24 protein-coding genes and 1 pseudogene are annotated in these 24,500 nt (G+C 62.0%); 10 read left to right on the top strand and 15 right to left on the bottom strand.

Annotation, left to right across the window (positions count from 1 at the left end; all coding sequences use genetic code 11):
* Positions 1 to 40: 40 nt before the first annotated feature.
* Together ACTUWL_RS22375 and ACTUWL_RS22370 are read right to left on the bottom strand one after the other, a co-directional pair.
* Complete coding sequence (locus tag ACTUWL_RS22375; protein WP_021077042.1) at positions 41 to 1,015, bottom strand: aliphatic sulfonate ABC transporter substrate-binding protein; 975 nt, start codon at positions 1,013 to 1,015, stop codon at positions 41 to 43.
* Between the two features lie 447 nt (positions 1,016 to 1,462).
* Positions 1,463 to 2,245 carry a MetQ/NlpA family ABC transporter substrate-binding protein gene (locus ACTUWL_RS22370; RefSeq protein WP_021077041.1) on the bottom strand — a complete coding sequence of 261 codons (783 nt, stop codon included), beginning with the start codon at positions 2,243 to 2,245 and terminating at the stop codon, positions 1,463 to 1,465.
* A 182-nt stretch (positions 2,246 to 2,427) separates the two neighbouring features.
* Between ACTUWL_RS22370 and ACTUWL_RS22365 the strand changes: the two genes are divergently transcribed.
* From ACTUWL_RS22365 to ACTUWL_RS22345, 5 genes are all read left to right on the top strand, one after another.
* Positions 2,428 to 2,655: a hypothetical protein gene (locus ACTUWL_RS22365; protein ID WP_058608420.1), complete on the top strand. Its 228-nt coding sequence runs from the start codon at positions 2,428 to 2,430 to the stop codon at positions 2,653 to 2,655.
* Between the two features lie 307 nt (positions 2,656 to 2,962).
* On the top strand, positions 2,963 to 4,015 hold the full coding sequence (locus tag ACTUWL_RS22360; RefSeq protein ID WP_021077040.1) for a taurine ABC transporter substrate-binding protein: 1,053 nt from the start codon (positions 2,963 to 2,965) through the stop codon (positions 4,013 to 4,015).
* Positions 4,012 to 4,782 (top strand): ABC transporter permease, encoded by a 771-nt coding sequence (locus ACTUWL_RS22355; RefSeq protein ID WP_021077039.1) that lies wholly within the window; start codon positions 4,012 to 4,014, stop codon positions 4,780 to 4,782. Before ACTUWL_RS22360 ends, ACTUWL_RS22355 begins: the two co-directional genes overlap by 4 nt.
* A 1-nt stretch (position 4,783) precedes the next feature.
* Positions 4,784 to 5,608, top strand: a complete 825-nt coding sequence (locus ACTUWL_RS22350) for an ABC transporter ATP-binding protein (RefSeq protein ID WP_021077038.1) — start codon at positions 4,784 to 4,786, stop codon at positions 5,606 to 5,608.
* Positions 5,595 to 7,205, top strand: coding sequence for an ABC transporter substrate-binding protein (locus tag ACTUWL_RS22345; protein WP_021077037.1), 1,611 nt, complete (start codon positions 5,595 to 5,597; stop codon positions 7,203 to 7,205). The genes ACTUWL_RS22350 and ACTUWL_RS22345 overlap by 14 nt, the downstream gene beginning before the upstream one ends.
* A 31-nt stretch (positions 7,206 to 7,236) precedes the next feature.
* Here ACTUWL_RS22345 and ACTUWL_RS22340 read toward each other — a convergent pair whose 3' ends face one another.
* The 12 genes and pseudogenes from ACTUWL_RS22340 to ACTUWL_RS22285 form a co-directional block, all read right to left on the bottom strand.
* Complete coding sequence (locus ACTUWL_RS22340) at positions 7,237 to 8,118, bottom strand: alpha/beta fold hydrolase (protein WP_021077036.1); 882 nt, start codon at positions 8,116 to 8,118, stop codon at positions 7,237 to 7,239.
* A 101-nt stretch (positions 8,119 to 8,219) separates the two neighbouring features.
* Positions 8,220 to 8,474 (bottom strand): alpha/beta hydrolase, encoded by a 255-nt coding sequence (locus ACTUWL_RS22335; RefSeq protein WP_448214190.1) that lies wholly within the window; start codon positions 8,472 to 8,474, stop codon positions 8,220 to 8,222.
* Positions 8,469 to 8,564 (bottom strand): annotated as a pseudogene (locus ACTUWL_RS22330) (hypothetical protein); the annotation flags it as partial. The gene ACTUWL_RS22335 and the pseudogene ACTUWL_RS22330, both read right to left, overlap by 6 nt.
* 555 nt (positions 8,565 to 9,119) lie before the next feature.
* Positions 9,120 to 10,112 (bottom strand): NAD-dependent epimerase/dehydratase family protein, encoded by a 993-nt coding sequence (locus ACTUWL_RS22325; RefSeq protein ID WP_035650156.1) that lies wholly within the window; start codon positions 10,110 to 10,112, stop codon positions 9,120 to 9,122.
* Positions 10,113 to 10,226: 114 nt separating this feature from the next.
* On the bottom strand, positions 10,227 to 10,781 hold the full coding sequence (locus ACTUWL_RS22320; protein WP_106940077.1) for a helix-turn-helix transcriptional regulator: 555 nt from the start codon (positions 10,779 to 10,781) through the stop codon (positions 10,227 to 10,229).
* A 490-nt stretch (positions 10,782 to 11,271) separates the two neighbouring features.
* The gene (locus ACTUWL_RS22315; protein ID WP_021077033.1) at positions 11,272 to 12,039 is read right to left on the bottom strand and encodes a YkgJ family cysteine cluster protein; all 768 of its coding nucleotides are present in this window, start codon (positions 12,037 to 12,039) and stop codon (positions 11,272 to 11,274) included.
* A 15-nt stretch (positions 12,040 to 12,054) separates the two neighbouring features.
* On the bottom strand, positions 12,055 to 12,552 hold the full coding sequence (locus ACTUWL_RS22310; protein WP_021077032.1) for a hypothetical protein: 498 nt from the start codon (positions 12,550 to 12,552) through the stop codon (positions 12,055 to 12,057).
* 85 nt (positions 12,553 to 12,637) lie between these two features.
* Positions 12,638 to 13,897 (bottom strand): arsenic transporter, encoded by a 1,260-nt coding sequence (locus ACTUWL_RS22305; RefSeq protein ID WP_021077031.1) that lies wholly within the window; start codon positions 13,895 to 13,897, stop codon positions 12,638 to 12,640.
* On the bottom strand, positions 13,897 to 15,156 hold the full coding sequence (locus tag ACTUWL_RS22300; protein WP_021077030.1) for an MFS transporter: 1,260 nt from the start codon (positions 15,154 to 15,156) through the stop codon (positions 13,897 to 13,899). The genes ACTUWL_RS22305 and ACTUWL_RS22300 overlap by 1 nt, the downstream gene beginning before the upstream one ends.
* Positions 15,157 to 15,168: 12 nt before the next feature.
* Positions 15,169 to 15,624 (bottom strand): DMT family transporter, encoded by a 456-nt coding sequence (locus tag ACTUWL_RS22295; RefSeq protein ID WP_021077029.1) that lies wholly within the window; start codon positions 15,622 to 15,624, stop codon positions 15,169 to 15,171.
* A gap of 32 nt (positions 15,625 to 15,656) precedes the next feature.
* Entirely contained in the window at positions 15,657 to 16,763 is a 1,107-nt protein-coding gene (locus tag ACTUWL_RS22290; protein WP_021077028.1) for a metallophosphoesterase, read from the bottom strand.
* 9 nt (positions 16,764 to 16,772) lie between these two features.
* Positions 16,773 to 17,405 carry a hypothetical protein gene (locus ACTUWL_RS22285; protein ID WP_021077027.1) on the bottom strand — a complete coding sequence of 211 codons (633 nt, stop codon included), beginning with the start codon at positions 17,403 to 17,405 and terminating at the stop codon, positions 16,773 to 16,775.
* A 328-nt stretch (positions 17,406 to 17,733) separates the two neighbouring features.
* Here ACTUWL_RS22285 and ACTUWL_RS22280 point away from each other — a divergent pair, with 328 nt between their 5' ends.
* Both ACTUWL_RS22280 and ACTUWL_RS22275 read left to right on the top strand, forming a co-directional pair.
* Entirely contained in the window at positions 17,734 to 19,119 is a 1,386-nt protein-coding gene (locus tag ACTUWL_RS22280; protein ID WP_106940075.1) for a sensor histidine kinase, read from the top strand.
* Entirely contained in the window at positions 19,116 to 20,444 is a 1,329-nt protein-coding gene (locus ACTUWL_RS22275) for a sigma-54-dependent transcriptional regulator (protein ID WP_021077025.1), read from the top strand. Before ACTUWL_RS22280 ends, ACTUWL_RS22275 begins: the two co-directional genes overlap by 4 nt.
* Positions 20,445 to 21,027: 583 nt before the next feature.
* Here the strand turns inward: ACTUWL_RS22275 and ACTUWL_RS22270 are convergent.
* Positions 21,028 to 21,711: a GntR family transcriptional regulator gene (locus ACTUWL_RS22270; RefSeq protein WP_021077024.1), complete on the bottom strand. Its 684-nt coding sequence runs from the start codon at positions 21,709 to 21,711 to the stop codon at positions 21,028 to 21,030.
* 181 nt (positions 21,712 to 21,892) lie between these two features.
* Here ACTUWL_RS22270 and ACTUWL_RS22265 point away from each other — a divergent pair, with 181 nt between their 5' ends.
* The 3 genes from ACTUWL_RS22265 (at position 21,893) to ACTUWL_RS22255 (ending at position 24,494) form a co-directional block, all read left to right on the top strand.
* A complete protein-coding gene (locus ACTUWL_RS22265; protein WP_021077023.1) occupies positions 21,893 to 22,510 on the top strand; it encodes an RraA family protein in 618 nt (205 codons plus the stop codon).
* Positions 22,511 to 22,543: 33 nt separating this feature from the next.
* Positions 22,544 to 23,443 (top strand): DUF1932 domain-containing protein, encoded by a 900-nt coding sequence (locus tag ACTUWL_RS22260; protein ID WP_035650153.1) that lies wholly within the window; start codon positions 22,544 to 22,546, stop codon positions 23,441 to 23,443.
* A gap of 64 nt (positions 23,444 to 23,507) precedes the next feature.
* Entirely contained in the window at positions 23,508 to 24,494 is a 987-nt protein-coding gene (locus ACTUWL_RS22255; RefSeq protein WP_021077021.1) for a TRAP transporter substrate-binding protein, read from the top strand.
* Positions 24,495 to 24,500 lie beyond the last annotated feature (6 nt).

The raw sequence follows: 24,500 nt of genomic DNA, 5'->3' as shown, positions 1-24,500 counted from the left end.
GGGATGCACCCGATTTCATCGCCGATACGCCGCGGCGACGTCAGCTCCTGGGTTGATGCCAAACGATGTCGGAAACCGTGACCTTCTTGGGCACGATGCCAAGTTCATAAAAGGTGTCAGCCAGTTGCTGCTGCTGAGCGACCTGCGCTGAAGTCACCTCACCGAAGGTAAAGCTTGCCCGCGCGAAGGCAGCGCGCCATGATCTCTCGTCGATGCTGGTGGCGGCAGCGGCCAGTTTGGCCAGTTCTTCACGATGCTGGCCGGACCACTCCGTCAGCTTGCCGATCTCGTCCAGCGCAGCCGACAGCACAGCGGGAGATTTGTCGGCGAAGTCACGGCTCGACAGGTAGTACGACGAACTGGCCAGCCGCTTGTCGGAGGTGTCGGCAATAATGCGCGCATTGTAGCGCTCCTGAGCGATCGCGTAGAACGGATCCCACACCACCCAGGCATCAATGGTACCGCCGTTAAAGGCGGCCGTGGCGTCCGCCGGCGCCAAATAGGTCGGCACGATATCCTTGAGGCCCAGGCCGGCCAGCGCCAGCGCCTTGACCGCTACGTTATGGGCGCTGGAACCTCGGGCGAAGGCGACACGCTTGCCCTTGAGTTCTGCCAGGGTCTCGATAGGCGAATCGTGTTGCACCAGCACGGCGTGCTCGGCGGACGGCGTAGACGCCACATATACCAACGGGGAGCCGGCGGCTTGCGCGAAGATGGGCGGCGTGTCGCCCACCGAGCCGATGTCGATAGCCCCCGCGCCAAGAGCTTCCAGCATGGGGGGACCGAACTGAAATTCCACCCATTGGACGGCGTCCACACCCAATGGCTTCAGCCGCTTTTCAATCACTTGCTGCTCGCGCCCCAGAACCAAAATGGCTGCGCCCTTCTGGAAACCGACCTTGAACTCCTTCGGCACGTCGCCGCCCGGCGCGGCGATACTGACGCGCGGCGAAAGCAAGGCCGTACCAAGGAGACCGAGGCCGCTGGTGATGATCTGACGTCGGGACGTGGACATTGCCGTTCCTCGGCTCGCGGGTGGGGGCTACGGGAAGCGCGCTCGATAGCCGACCGTGCGCGAACGGAACTTCTTTGTAATCAGCCGCATCGAAAAAAGGCTTTCGTCCTTCAGTCTCGCGATGAAAGAGTGTTGCAAAGAGATGCTCGTTTGCATGTCAAATTTGCCATGATGAATGGAATGGGCCCTCGGTCCGCCGACCTCGGGGCCGAGCACGACCTTCGAAGTTACGAAGCAAGGGCCATCAGGTGTCTCAGCGAGCGTCGACGCGACACTCGCGTCACATGTTGTCTTGCCCTCCATCAAGGGGGCCAACAACCGACATCACGTTTCCGATAAGCGGCAGGAACGCGAAACCCAGTGCCTTAGGGCTTCCGCTTGGCGAGCACTATGCCTACGGCCAACGCCAAACGCCCAATTGATGAATCCATCCGCCCGTCTCGTGCCTCAAAACGCGGGGATCTGTCCGGGCAACTTATCCTTGATGAGTTGTCGGATGGTGTCGTTCTGATAGGCCTGCACCAGCTTGGCGACCCAAGGGGCATTCTTGTCGCGCTCGCGGACGGCGATGAAATTATTGTACGGATTGTCGACGGAGGATTCGATCGCGATGGAATCCTTGCCTGGGATCAGCCCGGCCGCTACGGCATAGTTGGTGTTGATCACCGCCGCGTCGACGTCGTCAAGGCTGCGCGGCAGCTGCGCCGCATCGATCTCGCGAATCTTGAGCTTCCTCGGATTGTCGATAATGTCCAGCACGGTCGGCAGGATGCCGACCCCATCCTTGAGCTTGATCAGATTCTGAGCCTGCAACAGCAGCAGCGCGCGGCCGCCGTTGGAGGGATCGTTCGGAATGCCGATCGATGATCCATCCTCGATCTCGGAGACCGATTTTACCTTTTTGGAGTAGAGGCCGATCGGCGCAACGATGGTCTCCCCCACCGGAGTGATCTTGTAGCCTCTTGTCTTGATCTGATTGTCGAGGAACGGCTTGTGCTGGAACGCATTGGCGTCGAGATCACCGGCATCGAGTGCGGCATTCGGCAGCAGGTAGTCGCTGAATACCACCACCTGAACGTCGAGTCCGTCCTTGGCTGCGATCTCCTTCACCTTCCCCCAGACGATCTCGGAATCACCTCCGGATATTCCGACCTTGATCTTCTGATCCGCAAAAGCAGGCGCGGTAAGGAGCGTGACTACGGCAATAAGTGCGAGCAGGCGATGTTTCATTGTCGTGCGATCTTGCAGCTTTGTTGAATGGGGTAGCGCATAGTGCAAAAAACTCCGCGCGCACTCAATGAAACTCTAAACCAAAGATGGGCGCCGGAATGGAAAAACCATACTTCGCGCATTGCGCCGCGGCGACATGCTTTCATCCGCACCGATAACGTTCCACGCGGTGAACGCAGCCGGTGCCATCGGTCACCCAAGACCGGTCAATTGCGGTCAAGAAAGCTCTGCACCTCACGGAACAGCACATCGCGCCCCGTCTCGACTTCGACGAAATGCGTGGCGCGCGGAATCTCGATCAAGTGGCGCACGGGCGCGGTTCTTTCGCCGAAGCCCGCAACCACGCAGCCGAGAGCGATACCAGCAGCGACGACAACAAGCGCTTCATGTTAACTTTCTTCGAGGAGTAACGGATTTCAGTTGAATTTTGTGACGCCGAGCGTTTACGCATTTGGGCGTTCGCGCTTGTCGCCGTCAATTCCAAATGGGTTCGCGAACTGAGAATGATTCAGCTCTGCTCCGCCCGCAGACGACGAACTTCATCAACGCTGCCTTCAGCGTCTTCCCGAAGAATGAATCTCATTCATCACGTGCGACGGAAGCGCAATTCATTGCGTTCGTCCGCGGCACGCTGAAACGAATATCTTATTTTTCGGCCGCGATTGACTCGCCGCCGTCGCGATGACGATCTGCACGCCTCATGCATGAAGGTGTACCATGACGACATATATCCGCGCGAGCAGGCCGGGACGACGCGACGTGCTGCGACTGGGCCTCGGCGCGGGCCTGCTGTCACTGACGGCAGCACGCAGCCGCGCACAGACCACGGCGAAGCCCGATGTCGTTCGCATCGGCTATCTGACGGCGGCGCGGGCCTGGGTGGTCGGCAAGACCGACGGCAGTTTCGACAAGGCGCTTGGTGTCAAGGTCGAGTGGGTACCGTTCCCATCGGGCGGACCGGCGCTGTCGCTGCTTGCCGCCAAGCAGATCGATTTCGCGATCTTCGGTAACACGCCGATCGTGGCCGGGCTTTCGCGCAAACTGCCCATTCAAATTCTGGGCTCGCCGGAGATCGTCGCCACCAGCGAGCGGCTCGTCGCCAAGGCGGGCATCACCACGCTCAGGGATCTCGAGGGCAAGCGCATCGCGGTTGCCCCCTCCTCCACGATGGCCTTCGCGCTTGAGGCCGTGATCCGTATCAACAAGCTCGACGCCGGCAAGATCAAGCGCCTGCCCCTGAGCCAGCCGGACACGATCGCCGCCTGGAAGCGCGGCGACATCGACGCGACCTATATCAATGGCCCGTTCTGGGCAGAGCTCCTGGCCGACGGCGGCCGGCAATTGCTGGTCTCCGAACAATTGCAGCCCTCAGGCGTCTTTGTCTGGAACAGCGCCGTGGTGCGGAGCGAATTCGCCGAGCGATTCCCCGAGACAGTGGTGGCCTGGCTGCAGACCGTTCAGGCGCAGTTCGACCGATACCGGTCCGATCCGGAGGGCGTGTCGCGGATTCTGGCAAAGGATTTCGGCGCACCGTTCGAAGCCGTGCGCGACACCCTGGCCGGGCTGCGCTATCCCACCTTCCAGGATCAGCTCGGTCCGAAATATTGGGGCGATGGACCGGCCGCAGCAAAGGATGCACCGCTCATCAAGGCGCTCGGCGATGCCGCTGCCTTCCTTGCCGAGACGGGCGAGATCAAACGCGACGACGTCCCCGCCTCGTTCGTCCCTGCGGTGAACTACGCATTGCTGCGGCGCGCGTTCCCGTCTTGAACGCCAGCCGTCGTTTCCTGATCGGCCTTGCCGCGGTCGCCGGCGTCACGCTGGCGTGGGAGATCGCCGGGCGGACTCATCTGGTCGAACCGTTGTTGCTTCCGCCGCCATCCGAGATCGTGACGACCGCGATCGATCTGGCGCGGGACGGCTATCGTGGCACCCCGCTCTGGCAACACCTGGCGCTCAGTCTCGCCCGCGCTCTGGGCGCGTTTGCCGCGGCGACGCTGGTCGGTGTGCCGCTCGGGCTCGCCATGGGAGCAGCGCCGGGCTTTGGCGCCGTGCTCGATCCTTTCGTCCAATTCCTGCGGCCGCTCCCGAAGCTCGCACTGATCCCGCTCGTGATCCTCTGGTTCGGCATCGGCGAAACCTCGAAGGTTCTTTTGATCTTCATCTCGGCCGCGCTCAGCATCATTGTCGGAACGGCAGCTGCGGTCAGCACCGTACAGAGACAACGGATCCGCGCCGGCCGGGCGCTAGGCGCTCACGGCCTGGCGTTGTTTCGCTACGTGATCCTGCCCCACATCCTGCCCGAGCTGTTCGTGACGCTGCGCCTGTCCTTCGGGATAGGCTGGACGACCCTGATCGCGGCCGAGATGATCGCCTCCGACGCCGGGATCGGCTGGATGGTCGTCAACGCCGGCTCCTATCTGCGCACTGACGTCGTCATGCTCGGCATCGTCATGCTCGGCGGCACAGGCTACGCGCTGGACCTGGCGCTGGTGGGGCTGCAGCGCTGGGTGGCCCCTTGGTCAGGGCGCGCCTGAGATGACGACCTCTCCACTGATCGTGCTTGAAGACGTCGAGAAGCGCTTTGAAGACCGGCGCGGCCGACACAAGACCGTCGCGCTCGACGGACTTTCGCTTGGCGTTGCGGAAGGCGAATTCGTGTGCCTGCTGGGACCCAGCGGATGCGGCAAATCAACCGTGCTCGACCTGCTGGCGGGTTTCGAACAACCCACGCGCGGCCGCGTGACGATCGATGGCAAGCCGGTCGGACGCCCGTCCCCCGATCGCGGCATCGTGTTTCAGGAAGCGACGTTGTTCCCATGGTTGTCCGTCATCGACAACATCACCTTCGCATCGCGTCTGGCCGGGCGCCCGGCGTCCGAATATCGGCCACGGGCGCAGGAGCTGATCGAGATGATGGGCCTGCGCGGCTTCGAGCATCATGCCGTCTATGAGCTGTCCGGTGGAATGCGCCAGCGCGTCGCGATCGCCCGCGCCTGGATATCGCAGCCGCTGCTCCTCTTGATGGACGAGCCATTCGGGGCGCTTGATGCCCAGACTCGACTCGCAATGCAAGAGCTGCTGTTGGCCGCACGCGAGCAGCGCCGCTCCACCGTCCTGTTCGTCACGCACGACATCGAGGAGGCGCTGTTCCTGTCGGACCGCATCGCCATCATGAGCGGCCGTCCTGGCCGGATCGTCGAAGAGATCATCGTCCCCTATCCCCGTCCACGCGCCTATCAGGAAATCATCGCGATGCGCTCGTTCGGTGAGCTGAAACGATCGATCCTGGCGACGCTGCGCAAACAGGCCGCACGCCTTCAACACGCAACAATGGAAAGCTTGGCACATGGTGACGACTGACGATCGTATCCGCGGTCTTATTGATCGGCGAAGTGTCCTGAAGGCGGGGGCCGGTGTGCTCGCGCTTCCGCTCGCCGGCTCGCCTGCGCTCGCGGCCGAAGCGCGGCGTGGCGGGACGCTGACTGTCGTCACACAGGGGGAACCGCGAACGCTCGTTCCCTTGCTCGACACCAACACACAGACCCGCAATATCAGCACCAAAATCACCGAGGGTCTGCTGGCTTACGATGCAGATTTCATACCACGTCCACTTCTGGCGACGGCCTGGAAGTCGAGTGCAGACGGACTCGAATATAACTTCACCTTGCGTCCCGGCGTCAAATGGCACGATGGCGCCGACTTCACGTCCGCCGACGTCCAGTTTTCGCTGCAAGCGCTGCAAAAGGCCGGGCCGCGTGGCCGGATCAGCTTCGCCAATCTCGATCGTGTCGAAACGCCCGATGCGCTGACCGCCGTGGTGAAGCTGTCGAAGCCGACACCCTACTTCCTGAAGGCGCTCGCGGCTGCGGAATCGCCGATCGTTCCGCGTCACGCCTATCAGCCCGATAATCTCGACGGCAGCGCCAACAACAACGCGCCGATCGGAACCGGTCCATTCATCTTCGAGGAATGGAAACGTGGCAGCCACGTCAGCCTGCGCCGGAACCCACAATATTGGCGGCCCGAGCGGCCCTTTCTGGATCGGGTGGTGGTCAAGTTCGTTGGTGATCCGGCCGCGGCCTCCACGGCGCTTGAGACGGGAGAAGCCGACACCAGCGGCAGCATTTCGCTCGGCGATGTGAAACGGCTGGCAGAGGGCGGGAAGCTTGTCGTCTCGTCTCAGCGAGACGCCTATCTCAACAACGCCGCCGTGCTGGAGTTCAGCCTCGACAACCAATACCTCGCCCAACGCGCCGTGCGGCACGCCATCGCGCGCACGATTGATCGCGATTTCATCCGGCAGTGGATTTATTACGGCTATGCCAGCCGGATCCGCTCGCCGATTCCCGAAGTGCTTTCATCCTACTTCGACCCGACGAGCTTCGACCATCCCTTCAATCTCGACGAGGCCAATCGCCTTCTCGATGAGGCGGGATTGAAGCGCGGAAGCGGCGGCATCCGGTTTGCACTGAGGCTGACCTTCATTCCGGGGGCCGCATTCAAGGCGACTGCCGGCTACCTGCGGTCCGCCCTCGGCCGTGCCGGCATCCGCGTCGACATCCTCGACGGCGATCTCGGCACCTTCATCAAGCGGGTCTATTACGACCGTGATTTCGACATCAACCTCAACGGGCTCGGCCTGCTGTTCGACCCGACGGTCGGCGTGCAGCGGATCTACTGGTCGGACGGAATCAAGCACCCGCTGCCCTATGTCAACGCGGCCCACTACAATAACCCGGCGGTTGATGAGCTGTTCCGGCAGGCAGCCACGGAGCGCGACGAAGCGCGGCGCGCGGATCAATTCCGGCAGATCCAGAAGATCGCCAGTGACGATCTGCCAGCCTTGCCACTGGTAGCGCTGGAGACAACCCTCGTCAGCAATGCGCGCGTGCGCAATCTTTACAACAGCGTCGACCTGACCGCGGGGGATTTTTCCGACGCCTGGCTCGACCGGTGATCCCGACGCCTCGATCACCGCCTTCGCTTGGTCACCCGAGCTTGCGTGCGAAAAATGAACTGACGGCGTCGAGCACGGCCTCAGGCTGCTCTTCCGGTTGAAGATGGCCGCCCGGAATAGCCCGACCATCGACATCGACAGCCCAGCTCCTCCAGATCTGGAGCGGAGTATCCGTCTCACCAAAGCGGCCCTGCTCCCACAGCACCAGCACAGGACAATCGAGCATTCGCCCGGCGGCGCGATCGGCAAGATCATGCTCATGGTCGAGGCTCGCGCCGGAGCGATAGTCCTGCATCATCGCGTGTCGTACCTCGGGCCGGCGAAATGCTTCGCGATAGGCGGCGCGGGCCTCATCCGACAGGGCAACGAGATCCTTGGCCATTCTTCGCAACGTCCAGTCCAGGAAGAAATCCGGATCGCCGCTCAACAGCCGTTCGGGCAGGTCATAGGGCTGCGCGAACAGCAGCCAGTGATAGGCGCCGAGCGCAAAATCCCTGCCGGCGCGCGCCCAGACCTCGCTGGTCGGGATCACTGTCAGCGATACGAAAGCCTGCACCGCTCCGGGATGGTCCAGCGCCAACCGGTACCCGACCCGCGCGCCGCGGTCATGCCCGATGACGGCGAAGCGATCGAAACCGAACTGCTTCATCACCGCGAGCTGATCGCGCGCCATCGTCCGCTTGGAGTAAGCCGATGCATCGACATGCTGCGGACCGCGGCTGTCGCCATATCCCCGCAGATCGGTGGCGACCACGGTGTAGTCGCGCGCCAGGACCGGGGCGATACGATGCCAGGCGACGTGGGTCTGCGGGTATCCATGGAGCAGAAGCAAGGGAGGACCGCTCCCGCCTACGAACGAGGCGATCGTCGCACCTTCGGTCTCGACATCGTGACGCTCGAATCCTTCAAACATGGCAGCTGTCCTGCATCGTTCGACAGATGCCTTGTTAGTCGACCCCCACGCGATCCGCCAGAGATCCGACGGTGGGAACGGCCAGACGGGCGCGCAACCGTTCAGCGATCGATGCCCCCGTTCACGAACGCTGCAATCTCCTGCAACGCCTCGATCGCCTCGGGAAACAAGCCGAGAAAAGCGTGCCAGACGTGGGGAAGCTCCGGCCAGATGCTCAGATTGACCCGAACGCCGGCGTCCACGAGCCGCGCTGCGAAATTCCGGCTGTCATAGGCGAGCGTCTCGATCGCACTCACCTGCAACAAGGTAGGTGGAAATCCGGCAAGCAGCGCGTGCGGTCCACGAGGCATGTACATCCGATCCGAGCCGGCCAGCGCGCCGGTGTGCGACACTGCCGCCTTGGCGCCGGCCTCGGAGCGGCCGATCTTGAAAGCCACCACCGGCTTGTCCTCATCGGTTTCGTGCCGCAGAAATCCCTGATGTCACGAAACTGGGTTCGATCGCCTCTCTTGCCGGCCGCGAGGTCGACCGCCTTGAGTTTCTCGGATGCCGATGCGTGCGCGGCACCAAGCAGAAGACACATCGTCGTCGACGCAATCAACTTCATTCCAAATCCCATCGCTTCGCTTCCTTCAATTGGCCATGACAAACCATGCGGCCTCGCTGAGGCCGGCACACCAGCTGCTCGCAGTGGATTTCTTCGGATACGCTAGGTGTCGTGCCGCTTCAGACCAGCGACGGTCGCCTGATGGAATGCTTTCCATACGAAGACGATTACACCGTCATCGGCACAACAGACGAGCCGTGGAACGGAAGACCGGAAGATGTCGCCATCTCCGATGCTGAGATCGAGTACATGATGAGAGAAGTGAATCACTTTTTCAAAAGCCCGGCGATGCGTCATCGCAGAGAGATATTACTTCTTCTCCCGTGGAGGCAAAAGCCATTGCTCAAACCGGCGTGCCTCCCGTGTATCAAGTGGACCAAGTATGCTGAAATTGCTACTGAGGCCCAACAGGATAGGGTCCCTCTTGGAACTCCCTGTCATGATAGCCTTTGCTGCCGACGGTACGGGCCAGAGGACTGCGAAAGTCTTCGCCGTTCTGCAGAAGTTTCAATGCTCGGTTGAAGTCCCATCGCGGCGTCCACTTCAACCTCTCGGCCGCGAGGTCGCTCACGTAGACGCGATCGATCTCGTCGAACATCGACCAACCCCTTGCGGCGTAGACCCGTTCAGCTTCGGGGAACAGTCTGCGAACCACGGCACCAGGGTTGCGCCGTAACTCGTCAAGATCGCCCTTGCTAAAGGGTGTCGGCGCGGAGACGATGAACCGGCCAAAACTATGTTGCGGCGCCAGTTCTAAAGCCCGCAGATGAGCCTGCACGACGTCGTCTAGATCGACGCGGCGATAGAGCAATTCGTTCAATTGCGCATTGTCGCGGCTAAAGTGGTTGCGGACAGAAGGAGAATCATCGTCCTCGGGAAAGAATCGCGACGTTCTTAGAATGATCGTTGGCAACTTCCGCCTAGACGCGAACACCTCGCAGAGGTGCTCGGCACTAAGTTTCGTCGCGCCATAAATATTCTTTGGTATGGGAACAACCTCTTCAGTTATCCAGGATGCAGGCATGCCTGGGGACGGTGTCAACGCTGATCCGAAGGCGCTTGTGGTGCTTGTGAATACGAAACTCTCGACGCCCGTCTCGCTCGCACCTTCGAGCAAATTGAGCGTTCCGGTCACATTGGTGTCCACGAAATCCTGATAAGAATGCGTCACGATATGCGGCTTGTGCAATGCCGCAGCATGGATGACCCACCGAACTCCTCTGCGGAAGAGAGCGTGCAAGAAATCCCTGTCGGTTAACGATCCCACATCGTCGGTATAAGGTGACGGCTTCATATCGACGCCAATGGCGGGCCGACCTGATTCCCGCAAAATGCGCATTAAAGCTTCACCAAGATGCCCCGCGCTTCCCGTTACTAGAACCGCCATCGCTTACATCGCCCGCTTTAAAGGTCCGCAGCTTCCGGTAGAAGCCACGGCTCGGCAGTCATACACACCTCAACATCCATTGTATCGTTGTCGCGAGTGAACATAGCGCATAAATTATGCGCGGACGTGCTCGTGCTGAATTGTCGAAACCAGGCGGACCGCACTGCCGTCGGCAAGCCAAAGCCGTTCCCAGAGCACCGTGCTGGGCGGAATCGGCACGTCCAGCCTAAAGTTCGAGCCGGTCTCGATAGACACCGCGCTAGACGGAGCGTCATACCACCCTTTCTCGCGCAGTCCTTCGTCAGCTGAAAGAATCTCCGTAGACGCATATCGGAGCAGAGATCGACCTATGACATCCCCAGGAGAGAGACGCCACTCGCCGTACCGCGATGGCGAGGCGGCTAAGAGCCTGTGTGTCCAGTCACAAATGAGATGGATGCTCAACGACGACCCCTCGACGAGCCGCCGAATTGCGCGGTCCGCGCCAGGGGACCGCGCTCCTAGTACACTTAAGGCAACTTCATATTGCCTTTCAGACATCCGGATCGCGCCGCTCTCCCATCGAGATACTGTAGTCTGCGTAACATTCATCAGTGTGGCGAGATGATCTTGCTTTATTCTGAGCAAGCTGCGCAAGCGCCGTACGTGAGCCCCACGCCAAGTGTCCATAGCCGCCTGACTCCTCGTGTTCCGTGAACTCCGCGAGTTCGCCAATGTACAACAGGCTTCTGAGCAACTCGCCTGCTACGTCGACCAGCCAGTCGTCAGAACTGCTATCGAACGAGAGCCGATCATTTAGAGTGGAATCAACTCATCAAGCAGCCACGTCAATGAGCCAAAGCAGCGAGTTCATCTAGCACCAACTGCTTTCGGTAACCAGCCTTGCTCCTAGGAACAACGCGCCATGGGCCGAAACCTGCCAGTGCCGCGCTCCCCGCATGTACCATCTCAAGACTACCCGCTCCGCCCCCATAATCGTCGCGATGTTTGTCTTGGACCATTCAAACGTGCAGCGACGCCGGCCAGGGCAAACTTCTGGACACGCTCGGACAGCACAGCCCGCGAAGTTCGGGGATGGCGCGAAGGATTTCGCTAAGCAGCCGGCCGCCTGGACGACAACCAGCGCACGATGAGCAAGCTCCATCGTGCGCTCCAAATTTCATGTGCCTTTGCGATCGAGAAAAATCGACCGCCTGCGGCGATCGCCCTCTTGAAGTCCGGGGCTTTGAGGCGCCTTGGCGAGGATTTCTCCGTCGATGGAGTCCAGCCAATTTTCGACCGCTCGGATGTGGCGCTCGACGATCTCGTCCGGACCGTCTTGCATGCAAGCCCCGAGCATGGCGTCGATGTCCATGAAGGCGGAACCGATCGAGCCCGACGGAAGTTCATCGATCTCCTCGCGCCGCTCCTGCCGCCGATCGAGTTCGCCCGGGGCCGCCTTCTCCAGGATGGCGAGCATCTTGTCGTAAAGCACGCCGTAGCGGTCCGAGTTTCGGAAGTACGGTTCGGCGCCCTGCTGGTCGAGGTAGTCCTGGACCGTGCCTGCGTTGCCGTACACGCCCTCCGTCTGCGGGTGCGGAGCAAGTCCTCCGAATGACTCTTCGCCCTCGGCCGACACCCAGCGGGCTAATGGGTAGATGCGGCACGCGAGTGGACGGTCCGGATGCACGGAGCAACCTCGATCGTTCAGGAAGACGCAATTGCCGTCTTCCGCTGAGCGCAAGACGGTGCCGCCGGCTTCCGTCTTGCTTTCGATGAACTCGGTCGTCGAGAGCCCCAAGCGCCGCGCCAGCCGCAGGACCTCATATGGATTGACGCGGATCGCCTTGTTCCTGCAGCAGCGCTTGCAGGCGTGACAGGTGTAGGAAAAGGGAGACGCGCGGGTCATATCGAAATCGACACGCCCGACGAGGTCGCCGTAAGCCATGTCGCGCTCCTCGAACTACTTTGGTGCCCTGATCCGATCGACGATGTCGCGCGTGATGTCGGCGCAGGTCCGCATGGGTTCGTCGGCGGCGCACCGCACGTCGATGGCTGTCGCGCCGTCACTTGCGACATCGACCTTGATGCGGCCGGCCTTGCCATCCCAGCGTCCTTCCTTGCCGCCGAACTTGCCTTCGCCCTTTCCTTCACCCTTGCCTTCGATCTTTCCTTCGCCTTTTCCTTCACCCTTCCCCTCGCCTTTTCCCTCACCTTTGCCTTCTCCTTTGCCTTCGCCCTTGGCCTCGGCCTTGCCCTCGCCTTTACCTTCTCCCTTTGCGTCCGCCTTGCCTTCGATCTTCGAGTCCGCCTTGCCTTCCCCCTTGGCATCGGCCTTGCCTTGCGCGAACGCGGTCGAGCGCATGCCGAGCGCGACGCCTAGCGCCGCGACGCCGGTAGCCAGAGCGAGGGTGCGCCGAGACAGGTCGGTCCGGCGGTCGCGATCTGCTTCATTGGTCATGTCTTCCTCCATTCACGCCGATCGGCCGATCGGCTCCGGTTGCTGGTTCTCGCTCGGACGAACGAGAACGGGTTTTGCCGGCGCGTCATCGAGGCGCCACCAGCGAAAGCGAGAGAAGCGAAAGAAGAAGGCTCGGCGGCATCACCAGGAGGCCGAGCTTCAGGAAGCGAGTGGCGCCGACGTCCTCACCCTCGCGACGAATGGCGATCAGCCAGAGGATCGTCGCGAGCGAACCTGTCACCGAGAGGTTCGGACCGAGGTCCACGCCGATCAGGATCGCGCCCGTTATTTCATGCGACGCTTGGGCGGCGTGAGACGTGGTCGCCGCAATGAGACCCATGGGAAGGTTGTTGATGAGGTTCGAAGCAAACGCGGTGACGATGCCGGCTCCCCATGCCGTGGCTTTCGGCGCATCGGCGGCGGCCCGCTTCAAGACGTCGGCAAGAGCCGGAAGCACGCCGGTATGGTTCAGCCCTTCGACGAGAATGAAGAGGCCGGCGACCAGCGGCAGCACCGACCAGGCGACGTCCCGAAGGACCGGCAGCGGAGACTTCCGCCCGAGCACCAGAACGATCGCCGTGACGATCGCGCCGCAAACGAATGTCGGAAGACCGATATCGCGACCGAGCGCTGATGCAGCCAGCAGCGCGACTGCCGTCGCGCCGATGCCGAAGGCAACGATCGCGGCGCCACGCGTCAACGCGATGCCCTTCTCTTCGCTCTCCACGTCACCTTGAAGGCTTTCGCGCTGGCTGAAGCGGAGCAGGACGAACGTCGCCACGATCGCGATCACCGACGGCAGCGCGAAGTAGCGCAGCCATTCGAGCAACGTCGGCATCCGCTCGCCGAAAACGACGAGATTGGCCGGGTTCGAGATCGGCAGAACGAAGCTCGCCGCGTTGGCAATGAAAGCGCAGACGAACAGGTAAGGCAGCGGTTCCACCTTGGCCGCGCGGGTCGCCGCGTAGACCGCCGGCGTCAGAACCACGGCAGTGGCGTCGTTCGACAGGAAGATCGTAACCACCGTGCCGACCGCATATACGATCGCGAACAACCGTGAAGCCGACCGGCGGGATTGCCGCACGGCCTGCACCGCGAGCCAGTCGAACAAGCCTTCCTTGCGCGCGACCTCGGCGAGCAGCATCATTCCGATCAGGAAGAAGTAGACGTCGACGCCTTTGCCGGCGGCCGTCAAAGCCTCGCGCCACGGCAGCAGGTCGAAGGCGACGAGCAGCACCGCACCGATTGCGGCCCAGATGAACTCCGGCAGATTCCACGGCCGCGCGACCACGCCGAGGGTGGCGAGGCCTGCAATGCCCCATGTCGCGGTGGCCGCGCTGAACATCAGCCCGCTCCTGCGACGGCAAATTCAGGCGCGGAACGGCTCGGTCTGCCGGCGCAGGCCGGCTTGAGCAAGGAAGCGAACGCCAGCCAGAGCCCGACCGACACCGCCGCGAACGAGCCCAGAATGAGGAACATCAGTCCGTAGCCCATCACCTGCGCGATCCAGCCGCCGATGGCCGGGCTGATCGAGGCTCCGATGCCCTGGACGGTCATGACCGCTCCTTGGCCGACGTTGACGCGGCCGGTACCGTCGAGAATCCGAGCCACCAATCCGGGAACGGCGACGCTCTGCAGACCGGCTCCGATGCCGTCGAGGATCTGCACGGGGTAGACGCCCCATTTGTTCAGCAGCCAGGCCGCGATGACGCCTCGGATCGGGAGAGCGACGAAGGAGACCAGCAACACCAGCCAGTAGCCTTCCTTCTCGGCCATCCGCATCGCGGCCAATGAGGTCAGGATCATCACGCCCTGGGCGATCACGATCGTCATCGCGACGAAACTTGCCGGATCCGCCTGCTTGTCGGCGACCACCGCCAGCCCGTAGAGGGGCAGCATCGCCGCGTTGCCGAGGTGGAAGAACAGCAACGCGGCCGAAAGGATCAACAACGGTTTGGATTCGACGAGGACCTGCAGCCCGCTGACATGGCCTTGCTGGCTGTCCTTCTGCTCGAGACCGCGCGCGGCGTCATCGTCGATGGCATCGCCCGGGATCATCAGCACGGATAATATCGAGAGCACGCCGAACGCCGCGGCGAGCCAGAACACGGCCGTGAACCCGTAGAGCCATCCGAGCAGCCCGGACAACGCCGCGCCGACCATGTTGCCCGCGTGATTGTAGGCCTGGTTCTTTCCGTTCTGACGGTTGAAGCCGGCTTGGCGCACGATACCGAGCGTGATGCCGGCCACCGCGGGCCCGATCGCAGCGCCGGCGATCGCGGTCGCCACTTGGGATGCCGCCACCAGCCAGAATTCCTGCGACAGCAGCACGATACCGGATGCGATGACGGTGCAGACGCCTGGAATGATCACGTACAGGCGCTTGCTGCGCGTCGAGTCGATCAACGCTCCCGCTGGCGTGGTCATCAGCATGCCGGCGACGCCGCCCGCGGTCATCACCGTGCCGATCCAGCCGCTCTGCCAGCCGTGGGCGAGGAGGAAGACGCCGAGGAACGGGCCGATGCCCGCCTGCATGTCCGCCATGAAGAAGTTCAAGGCGAGCAGGGGTGCGAGGGCTCGTTGCTGGGATTGCGCGAGCGTCATGCGGACCTCCCCTCAGAACTTCGAGATGAGAGCGATACCGGCCACCATGAGGATGGCGCCAGCAATGCGACCCAAGCTGAGCTCGCGGACCGTCATCCCGAACAATCCGTACTTGTCGATGATCAGCGACATCAGGATGTTCGCCGTGATGGTCAGGCCGCCGAACGTTCCGGCGCCGACCTGGCCGACGAAGATGAGGCCCGCGACCACCGCGAACGCGCCGATCAGCCCTCCGAGCGGGGCCCACCACGGCATCGCAGCGATGCTTTCCCGGGTCGGGAACGGATGAGGCTGACAGACCCACACGACGGAGAGGAACGCGACGACCGGCAGGAAGGAGATGATGCTCGACAGCCAGGGGTTCTCCATCGAGTTCCGCAAGGCGTTGTTCATCGGCGGGCCCCAAGCCTGCAGCGCGCCGCACACGAGGATGATCGGATAAAGCCAGACCGGACTGATGTTCTGCATGTCGTCAATTCCGCAAAATGAATTATGGGCGATCACCACTTCCGCCCGTTTCGATTGGGACCAAGTTGCGTTCCGAACAGATGGCGCTCGGGCCACGCACCGATCGAATTCGTGTCGCTGCCGCTCGACTTGCGACCACATTTTCCGTCCGGATCCCACTCGATCGCGTCGATGTCCTGCGAGCCGTTCTGGTCGGTCACCCGAACCTCGAGGCGATGGGCCTTGTCTGAACGGAAAGGTGCGCTGAACCGGCCTCCCTCGATGCTCGACATCCGAAGCCACGGTCCGTCATCGACTCGCAGATCCGCGTGTGCCGTCGGAGCCGCGCCCCACGCCGTGGCGCGCACTTCGGTCGGGCGGCCGTCGGCATCACCTTCGAACGATAGCCGCCGATCGGCCGGCGAGGTGATCATCACGAAAGGCCACGAAGATTCGAGCGGCTTGAAGCGCCAGCTGACGGCGTTGCCGTCGACCGCCATGAATGCGAAGCCGACAGGGCCTTCTTCGATCTGCCCCGTCGACCTTGTCGCTGCATAGACGGTGCGACCGTCGTGCGAGATTTCGTTGTAATGGGTATGACCCATGGCGACGAGCAGCGTACTGCTCTCGTCGAGAAGCTGCGTCAGTGCTTCCGCTTCGTCCCCGAGATCCGCGGGATAAGCGTGCATGAACACGACACACGTCTTTCCTTCTTCCTTGGCAGCTCCGAGCCTCAGCTTGAGCCAGTCGAACTGCTGTCCACCGAGCTTGAAATCGGGACCGCCGGTTCCTTGCGAGACCACGTCGAGGAATAGACAGACGCAGCCGTTGACCTCCTGCGCGTGGGGCAGCTTCGGGACATACAGACCGTCGTAGAAGCTGGTCAAGGATCTCGGCTTGAAGTCGTGATCGCCGGGGATCGCGCGCCAAGGGAGTTGGAGCCTCTTGAGGCCGTCGCGCACGATCGCGAATTGTTCATCGGTACCGTCGTCGGCATTGTCGCCCGGCAGATAGACGAAATCGACCTTGTCACCGACATTTCCGTTGAGCTCTTCGACGATCCGAAGAAAATCGCGATGGTTCTGCAGGCCATTATCGGTGACGTGCAGATCGCCGATCTGCACGAAGTGCAGCGGTCGGGAGTTCGGGACGCGCGCCATTGTCGGCACTCAACCGTGATGGCCAGGACGATGGTGCTTTTCGTGATGCTTGGGCTTCTTGTGATCGGGCCCGTGCTTGTGCTTCTTCGGACCTCCGACGGCTTTGAGCTCGTCCGAGGAAGGACCGATCTGCTTGGCTTCGACCATGGTCCCGAAGGAAGTGGTCGCTCCCTCGCCTTTCGCCGCGATCTTGCGACCGGCGACGAACAGATCGGAGAAGCGTTCGGCTTCGTGCGGCGGCAAGCGGATGATGCGCCCGTCCTCGAGAACGGCCCCTCGGGTCTCGCCCTTCGGTCCGTGGATCGGCTGGCGGACGATGCCCTGCACCGTCATCGGCCCGTGCTTGGCTTCCTCGAATTCGTCGTCGGGCCGCTGATCCGGCCCCTCGTCCAGCAGGCGGCCTTTGGGCGTCTCGATGGCGACGGCTGCGATCATGTCGACGGCGCGAGGACGCACGCCACGCACGCGCACCTTGCTGCCTGGGCAGACCTCGCGCAGCAGGCGCAGCGACAGGTGCGGCGGCACGTGGACTTCGCGACCGTCCGTCATGAGGAAGCCATCGGCTTCGCCGTGCTTGTTCATCAGGAATAGCTCGACGGTGCCGCCGACTTCCGGCAGATGATCGGGATCGATCCAGTGCATACGACGCTCCTTGCTATCGATGTTGTCGTGCAGGACATCGCAAGCGCCGTGCCAACGCCGGAGGCGTTGAAATCACGTCGTTAATTGGAGCGTTGCGGTTCGCTGGCCGTCGGCTTTGAAGACACCGCGTCCGCAATCACGACGCCCGCCGATGGCACGCGCGACGCAGCGGCTGCCAATGCCATGATCGGCGGGCCCGGATGGAATAAGCCGGCATGGCGCGGGCTGTGGGTTCCGTGCATACTCGGATGACGGTTTCGGAACGAGGTTCGGCGAATTGTTTCCACGCTCGATAGTCGGTTGGTTCGCCCTCTGCTGGGGATTGTTTTTGATCGCTGCGATCATCGTTGGGATCATGCTCGTTGCCCTCTACAAAGAGACGACGAGCCAGCGCATCGAGCGCGCGCAGACGACGTTGGTTTTGTCATGCGACGCGATTTTGAATGAAAGCGCACGCCTGCCGGTAGCCCGAGAAGGCAGCGGCGTCGCGCAAGCGTTGGAAGCTTTCAAAGGCGTCGAAGGCGGCGTGTGGCAGGCTGGAACCGGTTCCCTCGCTTATGCGTTCCCAAGCTACGAAGGCAGCGGGGTCAAGACGGACCTCCCGCAAGCGGAGGAGCCTACGATCCGCCAGGTCGCTGAAACCACGGTATCGAGCAACAGGCCTGTGGCCTGGAAGCGCGAGGGCACGTCGCAGATACTTTTGATCCAGGGTTGCCCGTTCGCCGACAAGTCCGGACGCGCGGCTTGGACGATGATGCGCGTCGTCAACGTAGCGGAGCGGCCGTTCCTTCTCGTCGCGACCGGTCTCTCGCTATTGCTCGTCGTGCTTCTCGGCTCTGCCGCACTCCTGGGCCGGGTCTTGTGGCGGTGGTCGCTGCGCTTGCGAGCGATCGAAAAAGCTCTCGCGGCCGGGTCCCAGGATCTACCCTTGCTGGCGGTCACCGGACAGCGCGACCTGGACCGGATCGTCCATGCGATCAACGGTGCCGGTGCGGCCGCCTCCGACGCACGTCGAAGTTCCGAGCGTCTTCAGAAGCAGGTCGCCGCCGCAGAGCGCCTTGCTGCGCTCGGACGGGTCGCCGCCGGCGTGGCGCACGAAATACGGAACCCGATCACGGCCATGAGGTTGAAGGCCGAGAACGCACTCGCGGAACCTGGAGACCCATCGCGTGCGAGAAATGCCCTGAGCGTCGTGGTCGATCAGGTCGCCCGGATGGAGCAGCTGCTGCAGAACCTGTTGCGCTCCGTTCAGAGTTCGAAAGTCGATCGACAGGAAGTGTCCGCAATCCGGGATTTCCTTTCTCAGCGCATTTCGCTCTTCGCCGAGCAAGCGGGCAAGAGGAAGATCACGCTCGAAGCCCCCGCCGAACTGCCCTGCCCTTTGTTCCTGGATGCGTCGCAGATCGGCCGCGCGGTTGACAATCTGCTCCTCAATGCGATCCAAAACTCCGCCGACGGCACGACCATCGCTGTCCGGGCGAGGGCGACGGACGATCGCGTTGCGATCGCCGTCGAAGACCACGGCTTTGGCGTTCCGGACGACGTTCGAGATCACCTCTTCGAGCCCTTTGCGACCGGACGCGCCGAAGGCACTGGTCTCGGCCTCGCTATCGTGCGGGAAATCGCGGAGGCTCACGGCGGCCAAGTCCTGCTGGAGCATCGAGACGACGGCACGACCTTCACGATCGATCTGCCATGCGGAGCGCCGACATGACCCGCGTACTGATCGTCGACGACGACAAGGTGCTGCGCGACGCGATATGCGAGACGGTGCGCGACCTCGGATATGAGACAAGCATGGCTTCGAACGGGAAAGAAGCGATCCGCGCGGCCGACGCTCACAGGCCCGACGCCGTACTGCTGGATCTTCGTATGCCCGATATGAACGGCCTCGACGTGCTTCGTCATTATCGCGAGATGGGCGACAAGCGGCCGCCAGTCGCGATAATGACGGCCTTCGCCAGCGCAGCCAACACGATCGAGGCGATGAGGCTCGGGGCATTCGACCATCTCACAAAACCGGTGGGACGGGACGATCTCTCATCGCTGCTGCGCCGGATGACGAGGCCGCGCGTCGCGAGCCGCGAGGCCGGGCGGCCGGAGGACGAAGACACGCCGGGCGATGATCTCATCGGCTCGAGCGCGGGCATGCGCATCGTTCAGAAGACCATCGGCCTTGTCGCCGACACCGACACGACGGTGCTGATCACCGGCGAGACCGGCACGGGCAAGGAAGTCGTGGCGCGCACCATTCATCGCGCCGGGGCGCGGTCGGTTGGTCCTTTCGTCGCTCTCAATTGCGCAGCCATTCCGACCGATCTGCTCGAAAGCGAGTTGTTCGGACACGTCAAAGGCGCATTCACGGGCGCCGTAGCGGAGCGCAAGGGAGCGTTCCGGGATGCGGACGGAGGCACGCTCTTTCTCGACGAGATCGGGGACATGGATCTCGTGATGCAGGCAAAAATCCTGCGAGCCATCCAGGAACGCGTCGTGACGCCCGTCGGCGGACGGTCTCAGCCGCTCGACGTTCGCATCATAGCGGCGACCCATCGGGATCTCGCGACTTGGGTGAGGCAAGGAAAATTCAGGGAGGATCTCTTCTACCGCCTCAACGTCGTGCCGATCGCGCTGCAGCCTTTGCGGGATCGAAGCGAAGATATCATTCCACTCGCTCGACACTTCCTGAATGCGGCGGGCAATCGATCGACCGAACTCTCCGCCGAAGCCGCCAAACGACTCAGCTCTCACGACTGGCCAGGCAACGTCCGCGAACTGCGCAATGCCATGGAACGCGCCGCCATCTTTAGCCGCAGCACGACGCTGGACGTCGACGATTTGGACTTCCTCTCGTCGTCGGCCGGCGCGGAAACGCAAGGCATCGTCGCGGAGGACCTGCCGGCAGCGCTCGAGCAACTCGAGCGCAAAATGATCACCACTGCCCTCGCCCAAAGCGGCGGCAATCGAACAGAGGCCGCCCGAAAGCTCGGGATACACCGCCAGCTGCTGCATACCAAGATGACGAAGTACGGGCTCACCTGACGTTGCCAAACGCAAGAAAGAGACATCGTTCCCCCTTCGTCATCTAGGGGAGCAGGTCCTCCGAGACGTCCATCCGCAGCACGTCGAGCAACAACGCATACTGACGTTGGTATCGATTGTCCGGTCCGTGCAGTTGAATTGGCTTGCTTGCGAAGACTGTTGCTTTGAAAGGCGCTCTGAGCAAGTTTGGCATGGGAGCATGTCATCGCTGCGGCCCGCATAGGTATACGTTCCACCGGCATTGCGAACGCACTTGTTGCCGCTCTTGGTCAAGCCGCCCTGGAAGGCCTCGCGCGTCTTGGCGTGGTTGCCCCAATACATCATCGTCGCCGACGGTGTGCGGATGTGCCGCGCGCCACCACTCCGCGTTCTGGAGCAAGATAAGGCCGCGGGCCAACCACGATTCGGCCTTCGCGCGGTTAGAAGTTGTCGTAACCCCGATTTCCTTGGACAGTTCTGCGTAAGGCGTTCGCGAGCCCGTCGGACAGTTCAGATCCTACCGGCTATGAGCGGTGAAGCGCAGCTAAGAAACCAAAAAACGCACAACCGACGGCAAGTACGCCGTGACAGAGCCGCTCGCTCCTTACTGAGTATCGGAGGGGGCGATTGGCCGTTTCTCGCGCCAATTCTCGCGGTGCTGAAGGACACGGGCGTATGACATCGTAAGATGGAGCTGCATCGCGCGTCGCCCGAGCTGTCCATCGCGCAGGCGTGCTGCGATCGTGATGTCCTCGTGATGGTGAAGGCTCTGAGCGAGTTCTGCCGGTGAGTACAGAAAAAACGACCGCACCACGATCGGCATGTCGATCATTGGCTCGAGGATCGCACGGAGCCGAGGCGAGCCGGCGAACTCGAGTAGGGTGCGATGAAACTCCCTGTTGGTCGCTTGAATGACCGAGATCGACTCGTCGTCGCCTTTTGCGATGGCAGATGCCATGATCTGGTTGCTTGCCTCCAGGCGCTTGGCAAGCTCCTCGTCACCTCGCGCCACTGCGCGTTCGGTGGCATGCGCTTCGAGCAAGATGCGGAGGCGGAACGTCTCCTCAATGTCGGCCTCGCTCCATTCCGTTACGTGAATGCCTTGGCCGGCGTCCGTCGTCGCGAGTCCGTCCTCAACCAGCCTTCTCAGGGCTGCCCGCACCGGCGTGCGGCTAAGACCCAGCTCTCTCGCCAGCGGTTCTTCCCGAAGGTGGAAACCGGGCGGATAATGCCCGCCGACAACCCTCAATCGTAGAACGCTGTAAGCCCGGTCCTGTCCACCCGCCATTGCCTCCCCCTAAACGAGAACTCGCAGCTTAGTCCCAAGGGAATTCGCAAGGCAATGGGGATTGCTCGCAATTGTACAAATAGTGTACTATTTTCAATCTTATTGGCTGAGTGTCGTGAGAATAATTGACATTTTGTATTTTTTTTGTTTTTAAGCAACAAAACAGGATGGGGAGGACGGCATGACCGAACTTAAGAATGTGAGCGGGCTTCCGGCGCTGATATTCAAGGACGTGGCGACCGCGGTTATCAGCGACAATCTTGAGCGCATGCCGGGCGCAACTGGGTTGCGCCCCTTTCACCGAGGCGGATCCATGGTCGGCCTTGCTTTCACGATCAGAACTGCCGCCGGCGACAATCGCGCCATTCATCAGGCCCTCGAATTGTTTCGCCAGGGGGACGTCCTCGTGATCGACGGCGGGGGCGACACAAGCCGCGCTCTGGTCGGCGAGATTATTGCCGAAATCGCGGCACGTCGTGGTGCAGCGGGCATCGTGGTCGATGGCGCGATCCGTGACGCTGGGGCGCTCGGGCGTTCGGATTTCCCCGTTTTTGCGCGCGCCGCGATTCATCGTGGTCCCTACAAGAATGGGCCCGGCCAGACGAATGTAGCGGTCTCGATCGGTGGCATGGTCGTGCAACCCGGCGACATCGTCGTCGGTGACGAAGACGGCGTCGTCGCATTCCCGCCCTCAATCGCCGAGGACCTCATCCGCTCCGTCAAAGAGCAGGAGGCCAAGGAAGATGCGATTCTGAAGAGCGTCCGCGATGGCACGTACAAGGGAGCGTACGCGAAGTAGCGCCTCAGAAGATTTTAGATCGAGGAGGATGATCTGTTGGGCAAGGTTCAAGTCAGGCTTGGCCTCGTGGGATATGGTGAGATCGGCAGCACGCTCGGGGCGGGTCTGCGTAATGCCGGGCTTCAAGTCGTTCATGCCTACGACAAGTATGCGTTCGATGGCCCGTTTGCCTCCCTGATCCAGCGCCGCGCCGCCGAAGCCGGCGTTACGCTCGTCCGCTCGAATCGTGAACTCAGCGAGTCGGCGGACCTCATCATCAGCGTGACGCCCGGATCGGCTTCGCTTGAAAGTGCTGCGGCCTTCGTGGGCTGCCTAGGCGCGCAACATACCTTCGTCGACTTCGCTTCGGCGACGCCGAAGATCAAGGTATCGGTCGCAGATACTCTAGCATCAAGTGGAGCGCTGCTTGCGGATGCGTCCATCGAGGGGACGCCCAAGAACGGCTACGCAATGCCTATCCTGTCGAGCGGGCCGGCCGGCGAGCGCGTCCGGGATCTGCTTAATCCCTGGGGCATGAACATCACGTTCGTAGGTCGCGAACTTGGGCGGGCGTCGGGGATCAAGATCCTGCGCTCCGTCTTGCTCAAGGGGATCGAGGCGCTGACCGACGAGATGATGCTGGCTGCCCGCCATTACGGTGTGGATGAGGTGGTGCTCGCTTCGGCCTGCAAGACGTTAGCGCGCCCTTGGATGGACACCGTCGAGAGTCTGGTCCCGTCGGGCGTGATCCACGCGAAACGCCGCGCTGAGGAACTGGAGATGTCGGCGGAAGCGATCGCGGACGCTGGTATCGAACCCGTTATGGCGCGCGCTATCGTCGCCCGCCTTCGTTGGAAGCAGGGATTGGGGCTCAAGGAGCATTTTCAGGGCGTCGAGCCCGCCGACCACAAGGTGGCAATTGACGCCATGCTTGCGAGGCTGCCGCCACATTGAACGCCGGCCAGCAGGGCCGGCCCGTCCAAAAAAACAAGAGTTCAAGTCCAGGGAGAGATACATCATGACGCTATCGAGACGCCATTTGCTCGCAGCCGGGTTGTCCGCGCCGCTTATCGTCCGTTCGAATTTCGCGAGCGCGGCACAGCACACATTGAAGATGGTCTATCCCGACACGCCGTCGCACCCGTTCATGGGAGTTGCGCTGCGCTTCGCCGACAAGGTCAAGGAAAAGACGGATGGGGGCGTCGAGATTCAAGTCTATACGACCGGACAACTGGGGTCGCAGGTCAACATGTTGACCGGCATGCAGACCGGCATTGTCGACCTCTGCTGTCACACGTCGGGCTTCATCCAGACGCTCTACCCGAAGTTCATGGTCGTCGACCTCCCGTTCCTGTTCAAGGACGCGGCGTCAGCTGAGCGAATGCTTGACGGGGAGATCGGTCCCAAGTTGCTGGAGGAACTGCCTGCAAAGGGCATCTATGGCCTTTCATATGCACATTTCGGCTGGCGCGTGACATCGACGACAGGTCGCTCTCTGGCGACGCCTGCCGAGGCGAAAGGAATGAAAATCCGCGTTCAGCCCGGCGCGATCTATGCCGCGATGTTCAATAGGCTCGGCGCCAACCCCGTCCAGGTTGACCTCTCTGAGGTGTACCTTGCGCTCTCCCAAGGTGCCATCGAAGCCATCGAAACGCCCATGATCTCAATGGCTGCATCGAAGCACGATGAGGTCATCAAAGTCATCACGAAGACTGACCACGTCTACAACCCGGGCGTGATGATGGCGAGCAAGCGCAAGCTCGACGGCCTTGCCACGAAGTACCAGCAGGCCATACGCGAGGCGGCGCACGACCTGAGAGCGGATGCGCGCGCCACCATCGCAAGAGCCAGCGAGGAGACCGAGGCGCGGTTTGTCAAGCAGGGGATCAAGATCCAAGGCGCCGATCGCACAGCCTACCGCACGGCCCTGCAGCCCGTTTACGACCAGTTCCGGCCGACTATCGGAGCGGAACTGATGGACGCCGTCCTGAGCCAGGCCGGTTGAGGGGCA

Source organism: Bradyrhizobium sp. WCU1, from assembly GCF_053474805.1.
The sequence above is the reverse complement of the archived record's forward strand: the minus strand, read 5'-3'. Positions and strand labels throughout refer to the sequence as shown.